The following is a 25051-nucleotide window of genomic DNA, read 5'->3' on the forward strand; positions in this document are numbered from 1 at the left end:
CTGAAAATTCCGGGTATTTTGCCTTAAAAAGTGCCCTGTAGGGAAAATCTGATTTCTTGTGCTGTACGTGTCTCACGGGTATCAATTCTTCTGATGTCATTAAATTTGATATGATCAGAATAATTGGTCAGCAGCGCACTTTGTCTTTTACCGGTGAGTTGCTGCCCTTCAACGCGGGCTTTAATCCCTGCGATCAACATGATTTCAGCAAAGGCACTTAATTCCATCGCCGGGTTTGTTTGCCAGAAATAATTAATGAAGTGTCGCTTATTTTCGCTTTTGAATTCGCTGTTAAGGCCATATGAGAAACGAATATCCGTAATATCATGACGAAAACCAAGCTTTAATTCATGATCAGAACGTCTATCCATGCGGCGCCATTCACCGGTAAACTGGTCACGGGTATTTTTTCTTGAATATTCATAATCAACATTAATCACGCCACCATTGATACCGACAAAGCCAAGGCGAATATTGCTTTTAAGCTTAACGCCATATGCTGTTGCCTTATCAATATTACCGCCTTTTGCGCTAAATTTCGTTGCATCACGAAGTTCATCGCTTGGTGGCAATGCGAAATATTCGTCAGCGGTAATTGGATTTCCTAACTCGTCCTCATAAACACTAAAATCAATATTTTCGATGTAATCTTTGAAATTGGTGTGGAACAATTGAACCTCGACCGTGCCAAGGTTGTCCGGCAGGCGTCGTTCATACGCGAGTGAGAATTCCCACTGTTCCTGTGGTTTGATATTTGTATTACCAAGGATCAATTGCTGCGCGCCATTATCCCAGCGTGTAATGAAATTATTGAAATTCAGCTGGCTGACTTTCTTTTCCACGATTGCACGAACCTGATCATTTTCCGATACGTCATAACGCAGGTTAAAACGTGGTTTTGGGAATGTGAAACTGTTCTGCTGGCGGCTTATGCCCCCTGTTGGCAGGATTGTATCTGCTGTAATTGTTGAAAATTCCGTTGTGATCGAACTTTGCAATGTGATTTTGCTGTTAAATGAATAATTATGGATTGCGAAAACTTCGTAACGCTTTTCTGAAATCTCCACCTCATCAGCGGCAATGATTTCGCTTACGGTGTTTTCATCACTATATTCAAGCTGATCAAATTTTTGGTCATAGGTGTTAAAGGCACCCTCACCGCCAACTTCCATCGACTGGCTACCGAAAAACGGGCGCGTTATGGATGCGCGGATAATCTTTTCTGAACGGTCAATTTTCTTCGCAAGGCTTTGGCTGTTGAATGTCGCGTCTGGCTCCGTGAAACGTTCTTCCAGTTCATCCTGATTATCCTGGTTCACAACGAACAATGTTTTGATCTGGCCGAAACCATCAATGCTAATTTCATGATCGCCGCCCACTTCCCATTTGTGGCCGTCGGCGTCACGGATTGTATTTCTGTAAAATGGGCTATCACCCAGTTCAATTCGGATTTCTTCACCGTCCGCCGTGCGTGGTTCATATAACCCGTTCAGGCGAATTGTACCGTAATCATCCGTGTCATACGTCAGGTTCGTGGTAAATGCGGTACTTGGGCGTGGGTATTTGCCTTGCACGAACAATGTACCCGTTTCTTCACCGTCTGCATTTTCATAAACTTCATCGCGGTCAAAATGGAATTCCCAATGTTTTCTTTCAACACCAACCATATATTCAAGCTTGCCCCATGATCCACTATGGGAAAGGGTAAATGTCGGATGTACGTCGTGCCCTTCGTAATATACGCCGCCCACTTTCCAGAATGTGGTTGATGATGACACGCCAGCCTCGAGTATTACATTAATTACGAGCCCGTCACTTTGAACATCAAGCCCTTCAACAGCGCCGCGGATAAGCTGAATTTCATTAACATTACCCGCTGAAACACGGGCCATTGTGTCACTGATGTTATTGGCTTTACCGGAAAGACGTTTTCCGTTTATCAAAATCTGATCGCCACCAGAACCAAATCCACGTTTACCGCCACCACGACGATTGCCACTGCTTTGCGCTAATATTTGCTGCGCTTCCGGTATACGTTCCAGCATATCAAGCAGTGTCACCGGACCATATTCGGCAAACTGTTCGAAATTGTATCTGGTGATCGCGGAATATTCCTTAACAGGGTCGTCGGCCTGCCCATGTGCAAAGGCAGATGGGGCCACAATAGAAGTCCCCAAAAGTAAAAAAGAAATGATATTTTTATTCATAACACTTAAAAAATTAAAATGATTGGCTGTACTGTTGGCTTTTTATACACGGAAAACATTAATTAAGCGTTATTAACAACGCATAATTTTGCATTTAATAGAGGATTTAGAATGTACCTTCAATAGTGAATTCAAATCTTAATGGCTGATCGATCAAATGACGGTCATATCTGTTTAAATCATTGAACCTTCTGTGGTCATTATAACGGGAATAAACCGCTTCTGTGTTGACCTCTTGCCCCTTATCAAATTCAAAGCGGGCCTTGATACCACCGGCCATTTGCTTTTCGATGAAGATCTCATATTGATTTCTGGGGTCAAATTCCCAGAAGAAATTAATATCACCGTGGTGGAATCCTGATTTAAATTCAATTTCACCACCATAAGAAAGGCCCCATTTGGAAACATCATGACGGTAACTTAAGGTCACAAGATGCCTTGGTGTCCAGCTAGCCTGTCTTTTGGTTTTGGTGAAATCATCAATGAATGTGTTGTTGGTATATTCATATTCAACACCGAATTGTGCTTCCGGTAGCCCCAAAAACCCAAGGCGAATATTACTGTTTAATTCAACACCGTAATTTGTGGCACTATCAATGTTGCCGAACTTGGTTGAAAAATCCGTATCATCACGAAGAGTCGTATTTGGCGGCAATGCAAAATATTGATCCGCCGTTATGGGATTGCCACCGAAATCACGGAAATCCGTGAAATCAGCACGGGTGATATAATTTTTAATGTCATTATAATAAAATTTAACTTCGATATTACCTCCATCATTTGCGAAACGATGTTCATAAGTGGCGGAAAATTCCCATGCTTCTGTCGGTTTGATGTCGTTATTGCCGTATCTTAACTCCTTGGCGATTTCATCAAAGAATGTGAAGTAATGGAAAAACTCAAGCTGCTCTACTTTCTTTTCCGCAATAAGGCGTAATTGATCACTTGTGGTAAAGTCATATTTGAAATTAAGGCGCGGTTTCCAGAATGTGAAACTGTTATCAATGGTTACAATATCATCTTCAAGAATGGTGTCCGAAATAATTTCCGAACTTTCCATGGTAAGCGAGCTTTGTAATGTGGCTTTTGGTGAAATGGTATAGTTATGAATGGCGAAAAATTCATAACGGTTTTCACGCACCTCAATATTGGTCAAAGTATTAAGCACAAGCGGATCGGTCGCCGCATCACGATCATAATTGGAATATAGCTGTCTAAAGCTGTTAAAGGCCCCCTCAACACCATATTCAAGGGATTGATTACCAAATATGCTTTTAGTAAATGATGTTCTGATGATGTCTTCTTTGGTATCGAAATCAAAGTTTTCTTCGACATAAAGATATTTATCATCACCAAGGCCACTGAAACGATTGCCCACGTAATCGCTGTTTCCTTCGCGGCCAAAAACGAACCTTGCTTTTAAATTACCAAGGAAACCTGCTTTTCTGGAATAATCGCCGGCGATTTCCCATTCGGTAAATTTATCACCAATATCCCAATGCAGGTTATCGCCATCCGTTCCAGTATCATCGTGGAACTGTACATTTTTATTATCATTGGGTTGATAAAGGCCATTAAGGTTTAAAACCTGCCCATCGCCAAAATCATAGGTCAAATTGGTGGAAAGTTTGATATGCTTGTTGCGCCATGTTCCGTCAACGATTGTGCCGCCCGTTACGTTATCGTCTAAATCATAAAATATCTCTTCACGGCCGAATTTTCCGCTTCTGCGTCTTGCTTCGGCGGTGATTGTGTAATCAAGGTTCCCTGCCTTGCTTTTATAGGATACTTCGAGTTCCGGTAATAATTGATGTCCGGAAAAATACATAATACCCGTTTTAACGAAAGTTGATGATGCACTCACCCCTTCTTTCATAATGATATTAACGACTAACCCTTCGGTTAGAACCTCTAAACCATCTGCCGCACCGCGGATCAATTCAATACGTTCAACGTCATCGGCAGATGTACGGGATAAAACATCACGGATTGAATTACCCTTGGCGGATAACCTTTTCCCATCGATCAACACCTGATCGCCGCTTGACCCAAAACCGCGTTCACCGCCGCCTGAGCCGCGGCGTTCCTGTTCAAGCACACCCGCTGCACCGGGAATGCGGTCGATAATATCTGTAAGTGTTACGGGGTTATATCTTTCGAAATCTTCGCGGTTATATGTAACAATCGAACCATCAGATGATTGCTGTGCGCCGAGCGCACTTGTCGCTGGAATGATAATGGCTGTTGATAGCAACAGTAACGATCTGATCGAAATTGTAATTCCCCCTATATGATTGTGGGTCCGGATAATATATTATTACATATACCTGAACCGCGAACACAATTGCGACTAATTGTGTTCAAAATACGACGAACGGTCATATTTATGCGACGAGTGACTTTAAAACGTGCCCTGCAGCATAAAGCGGAAATAATTTTGGCTGGTATGATCTTTTACCATGGTTTCAAAGACATCATTGAAACGACGATGATCGTTATAAATTGTCAGCGTTGAATCGCCCGATCCCATATCGATCTGCCATAATTCACCAATTAATTTATATCCACCCGGCAGTACTTTTTCCGCGAAAATTTTATACATCGGGCCGAGTTTCCAAGGCCAAGTGTAATTACGTTCGCGGTTTGTGAATTCGCTTTTGATCGTGACTTCCGCACCATACGAGAAATTCCACGCGGTGACGTCATGACGGTAATTGATGCTGTATGTGTGATCGGATGCTCTTGGGAAGTTAACTTCTTGTAAGATGAATTGATCCATTTCACGGCGTTTTTCATAAACGTAACTGCCGCCAAGTACCGCTTCAGGTAATCCGATAAACCCAAGACGCACATTCCCTTTAAGCTTTACGCCCTTTGCGGTTGCGCCATCAATGTTTCCGGATTTTGAAATAAAGGAAACGGCATTGGCAAATTCGCTGTCGCGTAACATATCAAGATCAGCGGTTGGCAAAGCAAAGAATTCTTCAGTCGTAAGTGGGTTACCTGCAATATCATTATATTCCGTAAAATCAACAAGTGTGATGCGGTCATCATAATCACGGTAGAATATTTCCGCCTCAAGTGCACCACCGTCATTTGGCAAGCGATGTTCAAATACAGCCGAAAATTCCCAAAGCTGTTCTGGACGAATTTCCGTGTTACCGAATACAAGCTGCTCTGCGCGTTGGTCATAACGTGTAACAAAGTTATTAAAATCAAGTTGGCTGACTTTCTTTTCAGCAGTCAGTCTTAATTGGTCGCTGCTTGTGAAATCATAACGCAGGTTCATACGTGGCTTAAAATATGTAAAGCTCGTATCACGTTGATCACCTGTAGTGATACTGTCCGCGACGATCTTTGAAAATTCGGTAACCAGTGACGTTGAAAGCACTAATTTTGATGAAAAATTATATGTGTGGTTCGCGAAAACCTCGTAACGGTTTTCCTGTATTTCCACTTTATCATTAGCACCAAGCGTAAGGATTTCCTCAGCTGACCCTCTGCTTAAATTCGAGAAATCTTTGTTAAAATTGTTAATCGCAGTTTCACCACCGATTTCAAGTGTTTGATCGCTGAATATCCCCTTGGTTAATGACGCACGGAAAATCTTTTCTGATTTATCCTGAAGGGTTGTTTCTTCTGCATTGCGGTATTGATTATCTGTATCATAATCAAGATCACGCAAGACAAGCTGTTCGCTGTCTTCGTTATTGATAACAAATAATGCTTTTAAACTGCCGAAATCACCAAGGTTTTTGGTGTAATCACCACCGATTTCCCATTTGGTGATATCGTTATCGGTATCCCACAAACGATGGAACGGTGTTAATCCGATTTCCTGTTGAATTTCGTAACGGTCATTAACCCCTTTGGAAAACAATCCGTTTAAACGCAGATCGGAACCATCCTCAAACGAATAAGAAAGGTTGGAACTTAATTCCATGCTTTGCGAAATCGTATCGTTTGTGATGTATCTTTCGCCAGTGAAGGACTCTGTGCCATCGTAATGCCATTCATCGCGGGTATAATTACGGCGGGTATTTTTAAATTCACCGGTAAATGTATACTGAAGTCCATTTTCTGCGGCACCACTATGGGAAACAAGGACTTCTGGAACGAATTGCTTACGGTCACGGAAATAACGGCCCATCAGACGGTAAAATGTCGATGATGTTGATGCGCCCTCTTTTAAATGGATATTAATCACCAGCCCCTGACTTTGAACATCAAGGCCGCTTGCCGCGCCGCGGATAAGATCAATTTTTTCAACCTGATCTGCCGATACACGTTGCAGGATATCATTGATATTTGCATTTTTACCGGCAACACGCTTGCCGTTGATCAAAATCTGATCGCCACCGTTACCAAAACCACGACCACCTTGTGCATCCGCACCGCCACCACCACGGCGTGCCTGCATGCGCTGTTGACGGTTTCTATTTAAGATTTCCTGAACACCCGGTATGCGGCTCATCATATCGATCAGGGTTACTGGTGCAAATTTTACGAAATAATCCTTATCATATGTGACGATTGAACCATCAACGGCTTCTTCCGCGGCGAACGCAGTGGATAGCATCGTTGTGCTTAACAGAAACGGGACAAGAATTTTTTTATACATGAATTTTTAGAACCTAGAAACTACCTTGAAGTGAGAATTGGATGGCACGTGGCTTATCTTTTTCACGCTCTTCACGAGCGTAAATTTCATCAAAGCGGATGTGATCTGAGTAACGGTATGTTGTTTGTGAGCCCTGTGAACCAGAAAGCTCGAGGATATCAACACGGGCTTTAATACCATTATCAAGGATATATTCAGCGAAAGCCTTACCCCATGCGGATGGGCTTTGTGGTTGATAATAACGCATATCATAATTTGCCCAGTCGCTTCTTAAGAAAAACTCAAAACCGTATGCAAACCTTAATTTGGTGACATCATGGCGATAGTTCACCGTATAGGCATGATCGGAATGGCGGGCAAAATTACGCATTTGTTGCAGGAACTGATCCATTGAACGGCGACGTTCATAACGATATCCAAGGGTTAATGTGGCTTCTGGTACACCAATAAAACCAAGACGCATGTTCCCTTTAAAATCGGCCCCATAAATATAGGCGCTATCGATATTGCCCTGTGCCGGGGTAAAATCAGTTTCATCACGCAGCGCCGTTGATGGCGGAAGCGCAAAAAATTGATCAACCGTAATCAAGTTTCCACCAATCGCGTCACGATATTCGGTGAAATCGACACGTGTTTGGTGATCAATGCGGTGATGATAGTATGCTTTTGCCTCAATGGTTCCCGCATCATTTGGAATGCGGTGTTCATAACCAATTTCGAATTCCCAGGTTTGCGTAGGTAACAGGTCGGTATTACCGTATCTGATTTCATCATTCTGCGCATCATATGATGTTACAAATGTATCAAAACGCAGCTGGCTTACTTTTTTCTCGACCGTAAGTCTGATTTGATCTCTATCCGTATAATCATAACGCACGTTCACACGTGGTTTAAAGTAAGTCAGGCTCGTATCACGGGTATCAATGCCGCCGCCAACAAGTTTATTATCAGCAACAATATTTGAAAATTCCGTTGTCAGTGAGCTTTGCATCACGATTTCCGGCGTGATGTTATAGCTGTGGATTGCGAACACTTCGTAACGTTGTTCCTGAATTTCAACATCACTGACTGTTTTTTGTTCTAATGCATCGCCTGCTTCATCACGGGAAAAGCTGCTAAAGATTTTATCAAAATCATTAATCGCCATTTCACCACCAATTTCAATGGTCTGACCATCGGCAATTGTCGGCGTGATGGATGAGCGCAGGATTTTCTCACTGCGGTAAAGGTCTGTGTATTCCTCGCTGTATCTGTAATGCGGATCATCTTGTCGTCTGTCACGGAATACTTCTGTGTCTTCGGTGTTTCTGTTTACAACAAAAAGTGTTTTTGAACGCCCAAGAAAGCCAAGTGACGTCGTGAAGTCACCACCGATTTCCCAGCGGTCATTATCGGAATCACGTTCCCAGAATTTATTATCCGGATCATCACCAAGTTCGATACGTTCTTCCGTATAGAAAAATTGGTTCGGGTTAAATAAACCGTTTAAACGTAATTCTGATCCATCCTCAAAATCGTAACCAAGGTTCGTTGTTGCCGTCCAACCGCGTCTGCCGAATACGTGATCGATTTCCTGTGTTCCGGTTTCCACGTCAAATTCATCGTAGAAAATCTCGCTCATCGGGCGGTAACCGTTATCATTGGTGCGTTCAAGACTGACAGAATAATTCAGGTTTCCTGTTTCACCTGTATGGGACACAAGAAATTGCGGTAACACTTTATAGCCAACCGTATATTCACCCATCACACGCCAGAACGTGCTTGATTTTGATGCGCCCTCGGCAAGGATCACGTTAATCACTAGCCCCTGACTTTGAACATCAAGGCCACTTGCAGCACCACGGATCAAATCAATCTGAACCACTTGATCCGCTGAAATTCGGGATAAAGTGTCGTTAATGTTATTTGCCTTACCCGCAAGACGTTTACCGTCGATCAGAACCTGATCACCGCCATTACCAAAGCCGCGTTGATTACGGTTTCTGCGTCGATTAAGGATTTCCTGAACACCAGGAATACGTTGCAGCATATCGCGTAAGGAAACGGGTGCATATTGTTCGAAAAAGTCCGCTTTATAGGTAACAATAGATGCATCAATCAGTGCTTCTTCACCGCCATCGCCACCATCACCACCACTTGCGGCGTATACTGGCGTCAGCATGGTTGTAGTCATAAGACCACAACTTAAAATCGGCATCATAATTAATTTGTGAAGCGATTTTGTACCCATAAAAACTATATTCCCTTTGCTTATTTTGTGCCCCCAGCAGTTACTCGTATTGTTAACCATACGAAGTTGGTCGTAGGTATAATCCATCTACGACCAATAAGCAAATGTTATATTATAATGTTATGAATATTTTCTTAAAAGGTTCCAGAAAGTGAAATTTCAAGCTCTCTCGGCACATAAGTTTTACGGTCAATTGTCGTCGAAACGTCATTAAATCGGCGATGATCGCTGTAAATAGTTTGTGTTGAAAACCCACGACGCGTGGTAAGCTGTTTTGCATCAATACGCAGTCTAACACGTGGCATAATATTATATTCCGCAAACACAGAAACATTCATCTGCGGGCTATAAGGCCAGTAATAATTAATGTCTTGTGTTGCCGCGTCAGCCGTGAATGAAAGACGCCCACCATAAGAAAGACCAATATCGGTCATATCATGACGGAAATTTACACTACCGCGATGAATGGATTGTCTATCAAACCTTCTTGAAAGAGTTGTGAATTGATCAACAATATCACTTTTTTCATAGGTATAATTGGCGCTGATCACCGCATCAGGAACACCCAAAAACCCAAGACGTACACTCGCCTTTACGTTAGCGCCATATGTATTTGCGCTATCCACGTTACCGGATTTTGATACAAAACCCTCACCATTATCATCAACAAATTCGCGCAAAACATCGTTTGGATTTAACGCAAAGAATGCATCCACATCATCAATCGGGTTAAAACCAAAATCATAATACTGGGTAAAATCAACACGGGTGATTTTATCGGTAAAATCACGGTAGAAACCTTCTACCTCGAACGAGCCACCATCATTTGGAAAACGGTGCTCATATGCCACCAAAAATTCCCAAAGCTGTTCTGGTCTAATTTTGGTGTTACCATATTGATATTGTTCAATACGTTGGTCGTAACGCGTTACAAAATTATCAAATTCAAGTTGGCTGACTTTCTTTTCTGCGGTTAACCTGATTTGGTCACTGCCTGTCACGTCATAACGCACGTTTACACGAGGTTTAAAGTACGTGAAACTTGTATCACGACGATCAAGTAATGATCCATCAGGGAAAAGGTTTTCCGCAACGATATTTGAAAATTCAGTGATCAATGAGCTTTGAATTACAAGCTTTGATGTCGCATTAAACGTGTGGTTTGCAAAAATTTCGTATCTGTTTTCTTTGATTTCCACCCGGTCTTCCGCGGCAAGTTCGAATGGGTCGACCGCTTCGTCACGAGTATAACTTTCAAATGATTTATCGAATGTGTTAATGGCTGCTTCGCCACCCACTTCGAGAGTCATTTTACTGCCCAACGGATTTGTGAATGACCCACGGAAAATCTTTTCTTTCCTGACCGTATATTCATCTTCGTCCGTATAAATATACGCTGTGGTGTCCGTATCGGCGTATCTTTCGGCATTTTCATCTTCTGCACGGCGGTTAATCACAAACAGTGCTTTAAAATCACCAAAAATACCTACCTTAGTCGAGAAATCACCACCAACTTCCCAGTTTTCTTCTTCGTCATCATTTAACCAACGAATACTTTGCGGGCTGTCACCTGTACGGATGCGGGCTTCATCACGGACCTGATTTTCCCCTTCGTATTGACCATTAAGACGTAATACCGCCCCTTCTTCAAAGTTATAATCAATATTGGCGTTAAAGCGGTATCCACGTTCACGGTTTTCATTATCAATCAAACGGTTATCCGTATGAACATCCATATCATCATAAAAGTTTTCGTAACGTGTGAAGAAACCATTATTGCTGGTACGTGCAGCGGAAAGCGTATAATTCAGTGCGCCTTTGGTGCCGCTATGGGAAATAAGTGCTTCGAAGCCTGGTTTATTGCCTTCTTTGGTTTCGCTTTTGAAATTCCAGAATGTACTTGAATTTGATGCACCGGATTTAAGCACGATATTGACCACAAGTCCTTGACTTTGAACGTCAAGGCCGCTTGCCGCCCCACGGATTAGTTCAACGCGCTCAACCTGTTCCGCAGAGATACGGCCAAGTGTGTCATCGATATTATTTGATTTACCGGCAAGACGCTTCCCATCGATTAGGATTTGGTCCCCTCCTGAGCCGAAACCACGTTCGCCACGATTTTGTGCGCCACCACCACGGCCACCACGCTGCTGACGATTTCTATTCAAAATTTCCTGTACACCCGGCACGCGTTGCAACATATCAAGTAATGTTACCGGCGCATATTCAACAAAAAAGTCGCTTCCATATGTGACAATTGCTGCGTCATCCGTATTTGATGCTTCCTGCGCCGTTGCAACAGATGCACTGATAGCCGTAGTCATTAATACATATGACAAGTGCTTTAATTTTGAATTTTTATTGTACATGTACCCTCGTTCTTACAGAATGTTACATTATACTATTTAAAAAACTCCTTTTACACAACGACTTATTCATAACGATTTTGTGATCACTAGAATGTGCCTTGTAATGAAAAGGTGATTTCCGTCGCCTGTTTTTCAAGGCGGGTAATCGTTCCGCCAAATTCATCAAACCGTTTATGGTCAGTATAATAATTGAATTCAGCGTCCCAACGCTGGGTATTAATATTTTCTGCTTCAAGTCGCATTTTAATGCCATTGTTGAATGTATATTCGGCGAAGGCTTCTAAACTAACTGACGGGTTAGATGGCCAACTATAATTAATATCGTTGCTTACACGGTCGCTTTGAAGCTCACCTGTAAATCCGTAACTGACACCCAGTTCATTTAAGTCATGACGGAAGTTTACACCAAATGTATGCGGGCTGCGCCAGTCGAACATACGCTTTTCACCAGTAAACTGGTCTATGGCTTCTGTTTTGTCATATTCATAACTTAAGCCAAGAACCGCATTGTTTAACCCAACAAAGCCTAGCCTTACACTTGTATTGGCCTTAAGACCATATGCGGTCGCATCAGGAATGTTTCCTGATTTTGAAATAAAATCTATTGAATCGCGAAGGGCCGTTGTTGGCGGTAACGCAAAAAATTCATCAATACCAATTTCATCACCGCCAAAATCAACATATTCGGTGAAATCCACACGGGTGATATGGTCATTAAAGTCATGATAATAAAGTTCAATATCAAATGAACCGCCATCATTCGGGAAACGGTGTTCATATTGCAATGAATATTCCCAAACCTGTTCAGGACGGATATTGGTATTACCAACACGAAGCACATTTGCCATTCGGTCAAAACGGGTCACGAAATTATTAAAGTTTAACTGACTGACTTTCTTTTCTGCTGTTGCGCGCAGCTGATCACTATTGGTTAAGTCATAACGTAAATTCACACGCGGTTTAAAATAAGTAAAACTGGTATTACGTGTTGTTGGCGTACCGCCAGCAAAAACGTTATCCGCGATAATTTTTGAAAATTCCGTAATTAAGGACGTCTGCATCACAAGCTTTGATGAAATGTTATAGCTGTGGATCGCGAATAATTCGTATCTGTTTTCTTTAATATCAACAAAATCACTGTTGGTAAGGTCCAGCGCATCACCCGCGTTTTCGCGTTCTTCGTTTCTGAATTCACGGTGGCTGGTGTTAATCGCCACTTCCGCACCATATTCAAGGGACTGTTTTTCGGTAAGTGACGTTGTCAGTGATGAACGGAAAATGCGTTCTTTTTTATTTTCCGCTGTATTTTCAATATTATATTCAAATTCTTCGGGGCCAGTACCGTTAAAACGGTTATGGGTTTCTTTTTTATCTTCCCCGTTAATCAGGAATAAGAATTTGAAATTTCCAAGGGCATCAAAATTGCGTGTGTAATCACCGCCGATTTCCCACTTATTATTTTTACCTTGTGTATTCCATGTTAAGGGACGCAGCGTGTCTGATGTCTTGTCACGGGTTTCAAGGCCAGTCCACCTACCCGGATCAAATAAGCCATTTAGGCGAAATGTTGATCCATCCTCAAACCCGTACGTCAGGTTCGATACGATCTCAACGGTTTTGAAATCAAAACTATTATCAATAAATTGATCCGCCGTTTTAACGCCAACATCATCATAGAACCCTTCTAGGCGCTCATTATTAAAACCGCCACGTCTTCGTTCAACGCTTAATGTATAATCAAGCGCATCTTTTGAACCACTATGGGACACAAGAAAACCAGGCTGGTTTCTGTGATGAATGGTATAACGGTTTTGAACTTTCCAGAATGTTGTCGAAGAGCTTGCCCCTTCGGCAAGTGTGATGTTAATCACAAGGCCCTGGCTTTGAACATCAAGTCCCGCCGTCGCACCACGAATAAGTTCTATTTTTTCAATCTGATCTGCAGAAATTCGTCCAAGCGTGTCATCAACGCTGTTTGTTTTACCGGCAAGGCGTTTACCATCAATCAAAATCTGATCGCCGCCAGCACCAAAACCACGGTCGCCCCCGCCACGGCCACCGCCACCGCCACCACGGCGCTGGTTTTTATTTTTATCCAGAATTTCTTTTGCACCGGGAATGATATTCAACATATCAAGAAGCGTAACAGCGTTATAACTATCAAAGTAACTTTTTTCATAGGTCACAACAGACGCATCACCAACGGTTTCTACCTTTTGTGCATATGTGATTTGCGAAAAACCAAATACCGTTGAAAGCAATATTACTTTAAATTTACTGTTACGTCCCATTATGTATCCCGACTGACTTTTTAAGAATAATTATTAGTTGTTATGTTATTACGTGTTAGATAGCAAAAAACCTGTGAAAAAAAAGCAAAAAAAGTGAAATAATTTTCAATAGCTTGTTTTTTATTGGAACCATTCTAAAAATAATCCTTTTGAAATGGTATGTTACGGTATATTCTTAAAACAATAATAAATGATGAATTAAGAGGGAAATATGATCAAAACATCGATTAAACGAACGCTACTTGCTGCATCTATGATGATTGGTGCGTCTTCAATTGCTTATTCGGCTGATATGACCGAAAAGCAACTTGATAAATTCGTGTCGTATGCGATGGCTGAATTTAATATACCCGGTATTGCGGTCGGCGTCATTAAAAACGGAAATATCAAACATTTAAAAGGATATGGCGTTCGCGATGTAACGACCGGTGAACCTGTGGATGGTGATACTATGTATGCCATTGCATCAAACAGTAAGGCCTTTACCGCAGCCGCCCTTGCGATACTTGTGGATGATGGGGTTCTTACCCTTGATGATAAGGTTATTGATTATCTTCCGAATTTCAGAATGATGGATCCATGGATCACCGCAGAATTCACCATACGTGACCTGCTCACCCACCGAAGCGGCATGGGCCTTGGTGCGGGTGATTTAATGTTTTGGCCATCAACCGGGGTTAACCGTCAGGAAATCATTGAAAATGTAAGGCACCTAAAAATGGTCAGTGGCTTTAGATCGGAATATGCCTATGACAATACGCTTTATGTTGTTGCGGGCGAAGTTATCGCAGCCGCCAGCGGCATGTCATACGAAGAATTTGTGCAAACGCGCATTATGAACCAGCTCGCCATTGGTGACAGATGCCGTGCGGATATTACCACAGTTCACGAAGACCCCAATGTTGCAGAACCACATGTCGAGGTTGACGGAAAATTACAAATTGCCGGAAGACTTAATGAAGAAGGCAAACCAATGGTAATTGCCGCTGCAGGGGGTATTCAATGCAGTGCCCGTGCCATGTTAAAATGGGTACAAACCCACTTAAATGATGGTGCAGGGTTAATGAGCAAAACACAACATGATGATATGTGGACACCACAAACCATCCAGCCCGTTAGTTCAAACGACAAAAATTGGCACGGTACCAATTTCGCAGCATATGGCCTTGGTTTTAGGCTTAAAGATTATCATGGTTTAAAACATGTATCCCACACAGGTGGTCTATTGGGTATGGTTACATATACAGTCATGATCCCACAGGAACGCCTTGGGATCGTTGTATTGACCAATGCGGAAAATGGATCCGCCATGCGCGCCATTATGGAAAACATCAGCCAAACATACCTTGAAACAGGCGATGTGGACTGGACGGCTAGGTACGCCGAAATACGCAAGAGGTCACAAGAACGTGCCGCAAGACAGGTTGCCGCCGAACGCGCAGACGCAAATGCGGAGGCCTTATTACCATTATCAGATTATACAGGTCTTTACCGTGACCCGTGGTTTGGTGATGTGACCGTTTCAATGGAAAATGGTACTCTTTATTTCACCGCCCACAAATCGAAGAAGCTTAATGGCCCAATGAACCCTTTCAAATTCAATACGTTTGAGGTTATCTGGAAAGACCGTAGCTTTAGTGCGGATGCTTACGCCATGTTCAGTACCGATTTCGAAGGAAAAGTGAACGGCTTAAAAATGAAGCCGATATCCCCCCTCACCGATTTTAGTTATGATTTCCATGACCTTGATTTTACCAAGATCGAATAACATCAAACCTTATTAAGCGGGATATCAATCCAGAATGTAGTCCCCTCGCCGTGAACGGTATTAAACCCTATTTTACCGCTCATGGCGTCGACCAGCCCTTTAACGATGGCAAGGCCAGCGCCAGTGCCCTCAATCGCCCTGTTATCAACGCCAGCACGGTTAAAAGGTTTAAATACGTTGCTGATCTCGTTTTTCGCAATACCGTGTCCCTCGTCCTTTACAGTGATCCTAAGAACATCGTCATTTAATTCAAAAATATTGAGCCAGATTTTTCCGCCACGGTTACCGTATTTTGCCGCGTTACCAATAAGTGCCGTTAAAATTTGTGTGATCCATTCTTCACGGGAATATATAAATGCTAACCCGGAAACATGGTCCGTATCGTCGATGATATAAAGACTGGCACCGTATTTGGCGGCGATCTCTTTTACTTTTTCTTCGTTTGGTTCAATAAGCTCGCTAAGACGGATTTTTCTTAATTTCTTCGGTAGACTTTGGCTTTCAATGCTACTTAAGTTCAATAGATCATTAATCAACGTTAATAAGCGCAAGCCGGAAAAATGAATATTTCCGATGAACCCTTTCTGTTTATCATTTAACGGTCCATACATTTCCATTTTTAGGGCATCAGAAAAACCAATAATGATATTAAGGGGTGTTCTTAATTCATGGCTCATATTCGTCAGGAAAACCGATTTTGATTTATTGGCAACATTGGTTTCCATTAACGCATGCGACAATGCATTTTTTACGGCAACGCTTTTTTCAATTTTCTTTTCAAGTTCGTTTCTTGTGCGCCCGAGTGTTAACAGCAACAAACTTATCATAATTAAAATCAGCACAAGATATATCGGCGAAACGCTTCTTGCAAAGGATGTATTATCAACACCCGATACATCAAATTCCAAATAGAACCAATAAGCGTGAATTGTTAAATGCGTAATTAATAAAAACAGCACTAACGCTTTTTCAAGTGAATATGATTCATCATCATAATTATGAAGCACATATGTTGACCCAATCAGGAATAAAGTATTAAAGCCAATAATGACCATTCGTCTTGTTTCATCTTCGAACGGATTAAATAAGCCATATGTATTAATCAGCGCGCAAAGTATGATGGCACCGATGAATATTTTCTTATTCACTTTGACTTCACCAAATTCAATAAAGCCCATCAAAAGCGCAAAATATGAAAATGATGCAGATGTATTAAAAACATAAATATAGGTATCCATGTTTCGAATTTCCGGCATAGTGGATAAAACAGTATCCACCGTAAGCGTACAGGAAAAAATCACCCACCACATAATGGAACGTGGACGGCTATGTACAATCCACAATATGAACATCAATACGGCAATCACAGCGATAATCACTGCACTGCTAAACTGTATTGTATATCCGTCAAGAGTATTCATATTTATTCCTAAACCCGTAATGCCCGCTGTTCTGTTTTTGGAACATCAATCCAGAATGTTGATCCAACGCCAACTTTACTGATGAAATCAATTGACCCATTCATATCTTCGATTAATTGCTTTGCAATAGAAAGTCCGACACCGACCCCTTCGATTTTTGTGTCATCTTTACCGGCCCGGTCAAATGGTCTAAAGACGCGGTCCTGATTATTTTGCGAAATCCCTGGCCCTTTATCGGTTACGGAAATTCGGTAAAAACGATCATCCACTTCTGACATGGCAAGAATAATGTCTGATTTTTTATCACCATATTTTGCGGAATTAGATACCAGATTAATCAGAATTTGTGACACACGAATTTGATCAACAAAAATCGCGGCTGATGATCTTTTTTCACTCGGGATTTTATTTTCCAAAATAATCTGAACGTCCGTTTTACCAACGATTTCATTTAGAAGAGGCAATGTTTTATTCACAAGCGATATCAAATTTACATTGTCAGAATTAATTTCAACTTTGCCTTCTTCGATATTTGATAGATGCAACAGATCGGTGATTAATTTTAAAAGGAATTCACCGCCATTATGAATATGGTCGATATATTCCATCTGTTTTTCATTAAGATCACCATAAAAATCAAGCTTAAGGCTTTCTGAATAACCAAGAATACCATTTAGTGGTGTTCTTAATTCGTGGCTCATATTTTTAAGAAACACATCCTTTTCCACATTGGCTTTTTTTGCAGCCTCTAGCGCAACAGAAAGTGATTGTTCCAAGCTTTTTTGTATTTCACTTTCTGATTTAAGCTGTCCCCTGCGCCAGGCAATAACAAGTGTGATAAGCGCAAGTGAGATAAAAATATGACTTAAGTAAGCAAGCGCCAAGCTAAGCAATACGCCATAATTAAAAGCAGGGTTATCAAAATCAAATCCGATTAAAATCCAAAATCCCATAACCGCCAATTGAAATGACATCCAAAACATAGCGAAATATTTTTCCACAAGAAAACATTTTCTTGTAAGCCGCGTCATCGCATAAATCGAAATACAATATGGGATGATTGCAAATGCGACGATCGCCTGGGTTCTTGCAGCAAGTTCCGCGGATAGACCGAGCTGCACCAGACACACAAGAATGAATGCCACCATATAGCCGGCGATATGTTTCCAATTATATTTGATTTCAGCAAATGTTAAACAACCAATCATCAGCAGCACATCCGATGCGACAATCGCAACATTGCCAACGTAAATGATAAATTCATTATCATATTGAATTGAATCCGATGAAATCAAACTATTCACAAGACGAAATAATGGAAACCCGCACCACCACATAATGGCGTCAATATCTGAATTTTGTCGCCAGAAAAAACATAATATGAATAGCAATATTGCGTAAAAGAAGCTGCTTATGCTTGTAATGGTCGCAATATCAAGAAAAAAATCCAATTGTCACACCCCTTAGTCAATTGCATTATTAATTAATAGAGCGGAAATTCAACCCAAAATTCACTTCCGACATAACTTTCGCTTTTAAAACCGATTGTACCATCCATTAACTCCGTTAGCCCCTTAGTAATTGGAAGGCCCGTTCCGGCACCATCGACCCCCTGATATTCAAAACCTGCGCGGTTTAATGGTTTGAATACATTATGAAAGTGGCGTTTGTCTATACCTATTCCTTCGTCAATGATAGAAAAACGATACTTGTCATGGTCTGTTTTCCCATGAATTAACCTAATGCGGCTATTTGTCTGACTATATTTAATCGCATTATCCAGTAATGATTTCATGATTTGATTAAAGGCTTTTATATCAACTTTAATCACATCTTTTTCACGTAATTCAAAATCACTGTCGAGTTTATCAATAGAGAAACGTCTTTGTTTTTCTTTCATTTCTTCTTTTATTTTGGGAAATAACCAACCCATAATTTCATCCGGTTTTTCATCAACCAGATCGATGTCAACAATGCCCGCCTCAATATTGGATAGGTTTAACAGACCCGTGATTAATTTATGCAGGCTTTTACCACTGTCATTAATGCTTTTAACGAATTCGGACTGTTTATCGCTTAATTTCCCGGCGATATCGCTTAACAGCACCTCGGAAAAACCAAGTATACTATTAAGCGGCGTTCTTAATTCATGGCTTAAATTCGTCAGGAAAATTGATTTCGATTTATTGGCCATGTTTGCTTTGGACAAGGCATCAGAAATGCCCTCTTGCGCTTTTTTATAACGGTTATTTTCAAAAAACAGTTGGTATCTTCTACGTGCCATAATCAAAAACAGCAAATCGATAATGATCATCGCATCAATTACGTAAATGGCCGCAAAGCTTAAAATTCTATATTGAAGATTATCTTGAATAACGCCTTCGATTTCAATGAACCAGCTTAAATATACGAGGATATGTGCAGTGATTAGGATTTGTAAAAACAGCTTTTCCAAGAAATAGCTTTTTTTATTTAAATGATTTAACGCATACATACAGCTTAAAAGTACTAAGGAAATAAACGCGGCCGTGACATTAAGGCGGATGTTAATATTAAATGATAAAAGAGCATCCATTATTTCAAATAAAATATAGGATAACAGTATCGCCCAGATGTATATTTCCTGGATTTTTACATGGCAAAATTGCCATATACCGTTCATCAACAAGACATAAGCAAGAACGCCAATAAAATTAAGCACATAATTTATCGGAACAGCAGTACGGATTTCAGGGAACATTGAAACGAACCCTTCAACCGAAAGCAGAAGTGACGCATATATGCACCATTTAAGCCCTTCAATATCACTGTTTTTACGGGAAAAATTGTAAATAACGACGCATAAAACAACATGCGTTAACGTGATCATCAATTGTATGGTGAAGATGTCAAATTCCATCATTGCTCTTCCCCCTCATGCGCAATGGGGATATCAAACCAGAATGTTGCCCCCTTACCCATTTTGCTATCAAAACCAATATCGCCCTTCATGGCTTCTATCATGGTTTTTGACACCGCAAGTCCAATACCCACACCATCAATTGTTGAATTTTCATAACCACCCCGGTGATACGGTTTAAATATGTTTTCTGCCTGATCCGCAGATACACCAAGCCCCTGATCAGTAACACTTATTCTTACGTAATCATCATTTTTTCTAAAAAGTCGAATTGTAATCTTACTTTTTTCCGGGCTATAATTTGATGCATTGGAAACAATATTAATCATAACCTGTTTAAAACGAACCGGGTCCACATAAACATCCGGGCAATCATTATTTTTAAAATCATTTTCGATTGAAAGATCATTTTGATTTTTTCTAATCAGTTCATCAAGTAAGGGTCTGGTTTTTCCAAGCAGTTTTGCCGGGTCTTGTTTTTCGATATCAACATCAACGGCGCCAATTTCAATGTTGGAAACATCAAGCAGGTCTTTGATCAATTTCAATAGATAATCTCCACCCGTTTTAATATGGCCGATATATTCCTGCTGCTTTTCATTGAGCGTTCCGAATTTATCCATTTGAACGGTTTCAGCGTATCCCATGATCGCATTTAGTGGCGTTCTGAGTTCATGGCTCATGGATTTAAGAAAGACGGATTTTTCCTCGTTTGCTTCCTGTGATGCGCCGAGTGCTTCATTGAGTGATTTTGAAACCAGTTTATAGCGATCATTTTCCGCCTCAAGCTGTTCTGAGCGTTTCGCAAGCGCCATTATTACAAGCCCGACGGTTATAAACACGTGCGAAAGGTTTAATAATCCCAATGAATTAACGCCCATCGCGGCAATGTTGCCTTCTGGGAAATGGAACCCATAAAACAGCCAGAAACTAAATATTAAAAATTGAACGCCGAGCCAGAAAAGCAGAAACCGTTTTTCAAAAACATAATATTCATTTTCAAGTTTTGTGATAGCCACCATGCTGAACGTAACAAGTATGATTGACGCAAGTGATAAGGTGGTGGCACGTGTTTCGAATTCGACATTCACTGCAAATTGTATAGCAAAGACGGCTATAAAAACCGCGACAAACGCATAAATCAACACATAATTGATTTTCATTTTTACGAACTTCATGCATCCAATAAGAAGGAATACACCGGAAAGTAACACGAAAAAATTCCCGATATATATTGGCAAGTTCATTACATAGTCACGGGTATCAGAAGAAATCAAAAGATTAAAAATTCGAAAAGCTGGGAAAAGCGCCCACCAGAAAGCAGCCTCAATATCGCGATTTTGAAACCAGAATATCCCCAATAGGATAAATAAAATCGTATATAGGCTCGTGCTTGTTGCGTTTAATGTTGCGACATCAATTAGTAACATTAACTCACTTGCTTGTTTTGCCCCTAAGTGGGTAATTATACTGTATTATTTATTAAAGATACATATTATGTACTACTTATATTTAACAGATTTACTGACCATGGCAAGCCATTTTTGTTCTTCTCGCGGAAGGTTTGGTGGCCGGTAATAATGTGAAATGACCTCAAAACCCGCATTATTCAGGTATTCTTCCGATTTATCATATTGCATAAAATTACCGTATCTCGCGGGTGATGACCACCCTTCTTCATCACCACGCGGGTTTGATGTAAATAGAATACCCCCATCGCGTAGTGCCTTATTTAAATCAGTTAATACCTTATGCAGATTAACGCTTGGCACATGAAACATGGATGCATTGGCAAATACACCATCAAGACTGTTTTCTTGCAAATCCAGATCATTAAATGATTGATGCAAAACCGTGCATCCGGTCATTTCACGTGCCATTTCACAAAATTCAAGCGTACCATCAAGGCCAATTGGATTATGGCCAAGTGATTTGAAATACATGACATCACGACCCGGCCCACAACCAAAATCAAGGATATCAAGGCCTTTACGGTCCCCGAATGGCTCAAGGAACGCCGCATAATTCTGTGTTACATCATGGTCTTTGGTTCGTTCCCAGAATGTTTCGGCCTTACCGCCATAATCCTTGAATGTGATGTCTTCTATTTCTTTAATTATATCGTTCATTTTCACTTTAACTTTTTATCTTAACTTTATGGTTTTAAATGAATTTCTTCACTTACGTTCTGTTTGATAAGAGTTTTAGAATAAAGCATCGGGAAATAATCCCCTTTATTCCATCCTTCAAATAAATCAGCATAATGCGGGCTTCTTGGATCGCCTGATTGTCCCGGTGAATTGGTGCCAACGGCCTTATCCCAGTCTGCGGTATCAACAATCATGCGGAAACTGGCACCGGATCGTTGTCTTTCGTTACCGTGATTAGCGTTTAGTGTATTACCACCCCCACCACGCGGTAGTGGCGCGATATTGACCTGATCCTGCAATTCATCTGATAACAAATGGCTTAACGGATGAATGATTTCCGAATAATGGATGCGGCCATAATTCCACGTGTCTATGTCGTCACCGAAATCCTCGGTTAATATTTCAACGGCAATTTGTAATGCAGTTACCATTAAATGATCACGTGACGTTTCGGCGCTATCGCCCCAAACCCATGCATCTGGCGTTAAAATCCAATCTTTTAATTTTTGTCTGCTTGGCATTCCGACTTGGGATTGTTTATCACGCGGCATAATTTGATTATAAAGCATATTTAACATTGCCTGTTCCCAGATATCAAATATCGCAGCCGCACTGCTTTCCAGATCAAGCCTCGCGTCCCATGAACCCAACGCGTTCTGTGCTTCGCGTAATTCATCAGGAACACTTAAGGCACTGATGATAGGAATGATTTTTTCTGCGTTCATGGATTTATTATCATATTGAAGGCGTTCGCTATCCTCAATTGTGTGGTTCTCTGCTGCATTCATCACCTCAAGCAAACGTTCGTAACGCGCCGGATCGGAATAAAAATCAGAAAAGATATTCGGATAACCATCCGGGACATTATGATGGTTAGCGGTACCGTACCATCCCGATTTCGGGTTGGTCACATGGGGCATTTGTTTAATGGGAACATACCCTGACCATTCATATTCACCGTTACCGGGTATAGGTAAGCTACCGTCCCAGCCAAAACGAACCGGCGTCAAACCAACCGATTGCCAGCCAATGTTGCCCATTTTATCAGCCCAGACCATATTTTCACCAGGTAAGCCGGAAAAACTGCAGGCATCGCGGAATTCTTCGAATGTTTCGGCCTGATCCATCCTGAGGCTCGCAAGATATGGTGTTGCCCCGATATCAAGCCACGCTGCCCGTAAACCGTAAGCAATATTGTTTTCTGTATCCTCGTGAATAACGGGGCCATGAATGGAATATTTAAGCGTTGCGGTGACATCGCCCTGCCCGCGCACGTTTATAACCGTTTCTTCCGTGTGCATATCCGCCCAGCGACCATTGTATTTATACTGGTTCGGGTTATCCGGATTGGTTTCGTAAACATACAAATCTTCCTGATCAATGCGGAAAATTGTTAAACCCCATGCGCCAAATTCATTATGGCCAATGGAAACACCCGGTAATACCGGTTCACCGCCGCCAATCACGTTCCAGCCCCGCTTGCCGTCTTTTGCCGGTGCGTTTAAATGGACCATATAGCGTAATGACGGGCTTTGAATGGTGCGGTGCGGGTCATTGGCCATGATCGGTTTACCGCTTTCGGTTTTTGACCCGTCAATCACCCAATTGTTACTGCCGATGTTGTTGATCCCTTCAATCGGGTCATTCCAGAATTGTTCGTCGAACGTATCAATGCTGCTGTTGATGGTTGCGGCCATTTCGGGGTTTGCAAGATCACTAGCATCAAACGCTGGCATGCTTCGTGATGCGCGGTATCCGGCCATAATGTCACTGGTAATTTTCGAAAGATCAATGCCATCGAATGCTTTTAAATGGGTGTCACGGTAAAACGGGTAATATTCACGCACGACATCAGCGCCCAGAGCCGTTATTGCCTTGGAAAGCATTATTTCATTGGAAATGCCACCCGTTAACGCATTATGACGGGAAATAACGATTTCTGGTGTCCAGTGCCCCGGTTTTATACCAAGTGTTTTAAATTCAAACGGTAATAATTCAGGATTCTTTTCCGTTTCCCGGATATAGGCATTAACACCATCAACAAAGGCGTTAATGATTTCTGTGCCGTCTTCATGGTAATGAGCAAGTTCCGCGGCAAGGTCATTTCTAAATCTTAAAAGCCTCGCGCCTTTATCATGTTCTAATGCCTTTTCCCCCATAATTTCGGCGAGTGTACCTGTTGCTTTGCGGCGCCAGATTTCAAATTGGAAAAGACGGTCACGGGCGGCGTTATATCCTTGTGCGAAAAAAAGATCCTGTTGGTTTTCCGCGTAAATATGGGAAATACCCCATTTATCCTTGATGATTTCAACCGGGGCATTAAGCCCATCAATTTGCACCGATTGCTGTGCAGTGGCCGAAAAACCAATGAAACTTAAAACAAAGATAATAACAATGCGCATGAACCTCTCCCTAAAAGTTTGATTTTACTTTAAGGGAGAGATTAAAAAATAGAAAGAAACTTATTTACTCAGCAACGTCTTTATCAAGACTTGATTGAACAGAAGCTATCGCTTCACGGCGTTTCTGAAGTAAAGTATTTATCTCATTTGCTAAATTATTGATTGTGTCATCACCATACCCAATATGAATATGTTCAATAATTCCTTCATGATTTGCAATAACCATATGTGGTATTCCGCCTACGCCAAAATCTTTTTTTCCAATGCGGCCACGCTTATCATGTGTAAATGTAAGGTTTACTTCACCAAGAGCTTCTGTAAACCTGCGATATACACGGCCTTTTTCCCCGTAATTAACTGCTATAACTGATAAGTTTTCTTTTCCTGCAAGTTTTTGCAAATTATCAATAACTGGTAATTCTCTTCTGCATGGCGGACACCATGTAGCCCAAAAACTAACGACAAGCACTTTTCCTTTATGATCACTAGCACTCACCTTTTCACCATTAAGGTTGACCCCAAGTTTTTCAGGAATTTTATCACCAACTGATAAATTCGTTTCTGCGGCAGAAACAGTATAAATTGAAAAAACTATTATGAAAAGTGTAAGTAAATAGCGCACTGGTATCCCCCTTATTGCATCACAATACTATAATAAAAAGGGCGAAAAAAAACACCCTTTTTATTTATGAT

Annotated in this window: 14 protein-coding genes; 1 reads left to right on the plus strand and 13 read right to left on the minus strand. The window is 41.3% G+C overall.

The window, feature by feature from the left end; translation table 11 throughout:
• Window positions 1-23: 23 nt before the first annotated feature.
• The 6 genes from KW060_RS08035 to KW060_RS08060 all read right to left on the minus strand — a co-directional run bounded on the left by KW060_RS08035 (window position 24) and on the right by KW060_RS08060 (window position 13718).
• Complete coding sequence (locus tag KW060_RS08035) at window positions 24-2162, minus strand: TonB-dependent receptor plug domain-containing protein (protein WP_249034296.1); 2139 nt, start codon at window positions 2160-2162, stop codon at window positions 24-26.
• Window positions 2163-2313: 151 nt separating this feature from the next.
• A complete protein-coding gene (locus tag KW060_RS08040) occupies window positions 2314-4461 on the minus strand; it encodes a TonB-dependent receptor plug domain-containing protein (RefSeq protein WP_249034297.1) in 2148 nt (715 codons plus the stop codon).
• 147 nt (window positions 4462-4608) lie between these two features.
• Complete coding sequence (locus KW060_RS08045) at window positions 4609-6828, minus strand: TonB-dependent receptor plug domain-containing protein (protein WP_249034298.1); 2220 nt, start codon at window positions 6826-6828, stop codon at window positions 4609-4611.
• A 13-nt stretch (window positions 6829-6841) separates the two neighbouring features.
• Window positions 6842-9058, minus strand: a complete 2217-nt coding sequence (locus KW060_RS08050; protein WP_249034299.1) for a TonB-dependent receptor plug domain-containing protein — start codon at window positions 9056-9058, stop codon at window positions 6842-6844.
• A gap of 134 nt (window positions 9059-9192) precedes the next feature.
• Window positions 9193-11427: a TonB-dependent receptor plug domain-containing protein gene (locus KW060_RS08055; protein WP_249034300.1), complete on the minus strand. Its 2235-nt coding sequence runs from the start codon at window positions 11425-11427 to the stop codon at window positions 9193-9195.
• An 86-nt stretch (window positions 11428-11513) separates the two neighbouring features.
• Window positions 11514-13718, minus strand: a complete 2205-nt coding sequence (locus tag KW060_RS08060) for a TonB-dependent receptor plug domain-containing protein (protein ID WP_249034301.1) — start codon at window positions 13716-13718, stop codon at window positions 11514-11516.
• 211 nt (window positions 13719-13929) lie between these two features.
• Between KW060_RS08060 and KW060_RS08065 the strand changes: the two genes are divergently transcribed.
• A complete protein-coding gene (locus tag KW060_RS08065; protein WP_249034302.1) occupies window positions 13930-15486 on the plus strand; it encodes a serine hydrolase in 1557 nt (518 codons plus the stop codon).
• A 2-nt stretch (window positions 15487-15488) separates the two neighbouring features.
• Here the strand turns inward: KW060_RS08065 and KW060_RS08070 are convergent, their stop codons facing one another.
• The 7 genes from KW060_RS08070 to KW060_RS08100 all read right to left on the minus strand — a co-directional run bounded on the left by KW060_RS08070 (window position 15489) and on the right by KW060_RS08100 (window position 24980).
• Window positions 15489-16907 (minus strand): sensor histidine kinase, encoded by a 1419-nt coding sequence (locus tag KW060_RS08070; RefSeq protein WP_249034303.1) that lies wholly within the window; start codon window positions 16905-16907, stop codon window positions 15489-15491.
• Window positions 16908-16915: 8 nt separating this feature from the next.
• Window positions 16916-18358, minus strand: coding sequence for a sensor histidine kinase (locus KW060_RS08075; protein ID WP_249034304.1), 1443 nt, complete (start codon window positions 18356-18358; stop codon window positions 16916-16918).
• A gap of 32 nt (window positions 18359-18390) precedes the next feature.
• Complete coding sequence (locus KW060_RS08080; RefSeq protein ID WP_249034305.1) at window positions 18391-19809, minus strand: sensor histidine kinase; 1419 nt, start codon at window positions 19807-19809, stop codon at window positions 18391-18393.
• Window positions 19806-21236: a sensor histidine kinase gene (locus KW060_RS08085; RefSeq protein ID WP_249034306.1), complete on the minus strand. Its 1431-nt coding sequence runs from the start codon at window positions 21234-21236 to the stop codon at window positions 19806-19808. The genes KW060_RS08080 and KW060_RS08085 overlap by 4 nt, the downstream gene beginning before the upstream one ends.
• 72 nt (window positions 21237-21308) lie before the next feature.
• Window positions 21309-21935: a class I SAM-dependent methyltransferase gene (locus KW060_RS08090; protein ID WP_249034307.1), complete on the minus strand. Its 627-nt coding sequence runs from the start codon at window positions 21933-21935 to the stop codon at window positions 21309-21311.
• Window positions 21936-21961: 26 nt separating this feature from the next.
• On the minus strand, window positions 21962-24358 hold the full coding sequence (locus tag KW060_RS08095) for a penicillin acylase family protein (protein WP_249034308.1): 2397 nt from the start codon (window positions 24356-24358) through the stop codon (window positions 21962-21964).
• Between the two features lie 64 nt (window positions 24359-24422).
• On the minus strand, window positions 24423-24980 hold the full coding sequence (locus KW060_RS08100) for a TlpA family protein disulfide reductase (RefSeq protein ID WP_249034309.1): 558 nt from the start codon (window positions 24978-24980) through the stop codon (window positions 24423-24425).
• Window positions 24981-25051: the final 71 nt, after the last annotated feature.

The organism is Pseudemcibacter aquimaris, from assembly GCF_028869115.1.
Taxonomy (GTDB): Bacteria; Pseudomonadota; Alphaproteobacteria; order Sphingomonadales; family Emcibacteraceae; genus Pseudemcibacter; species Pseudemcibacter aquimaris.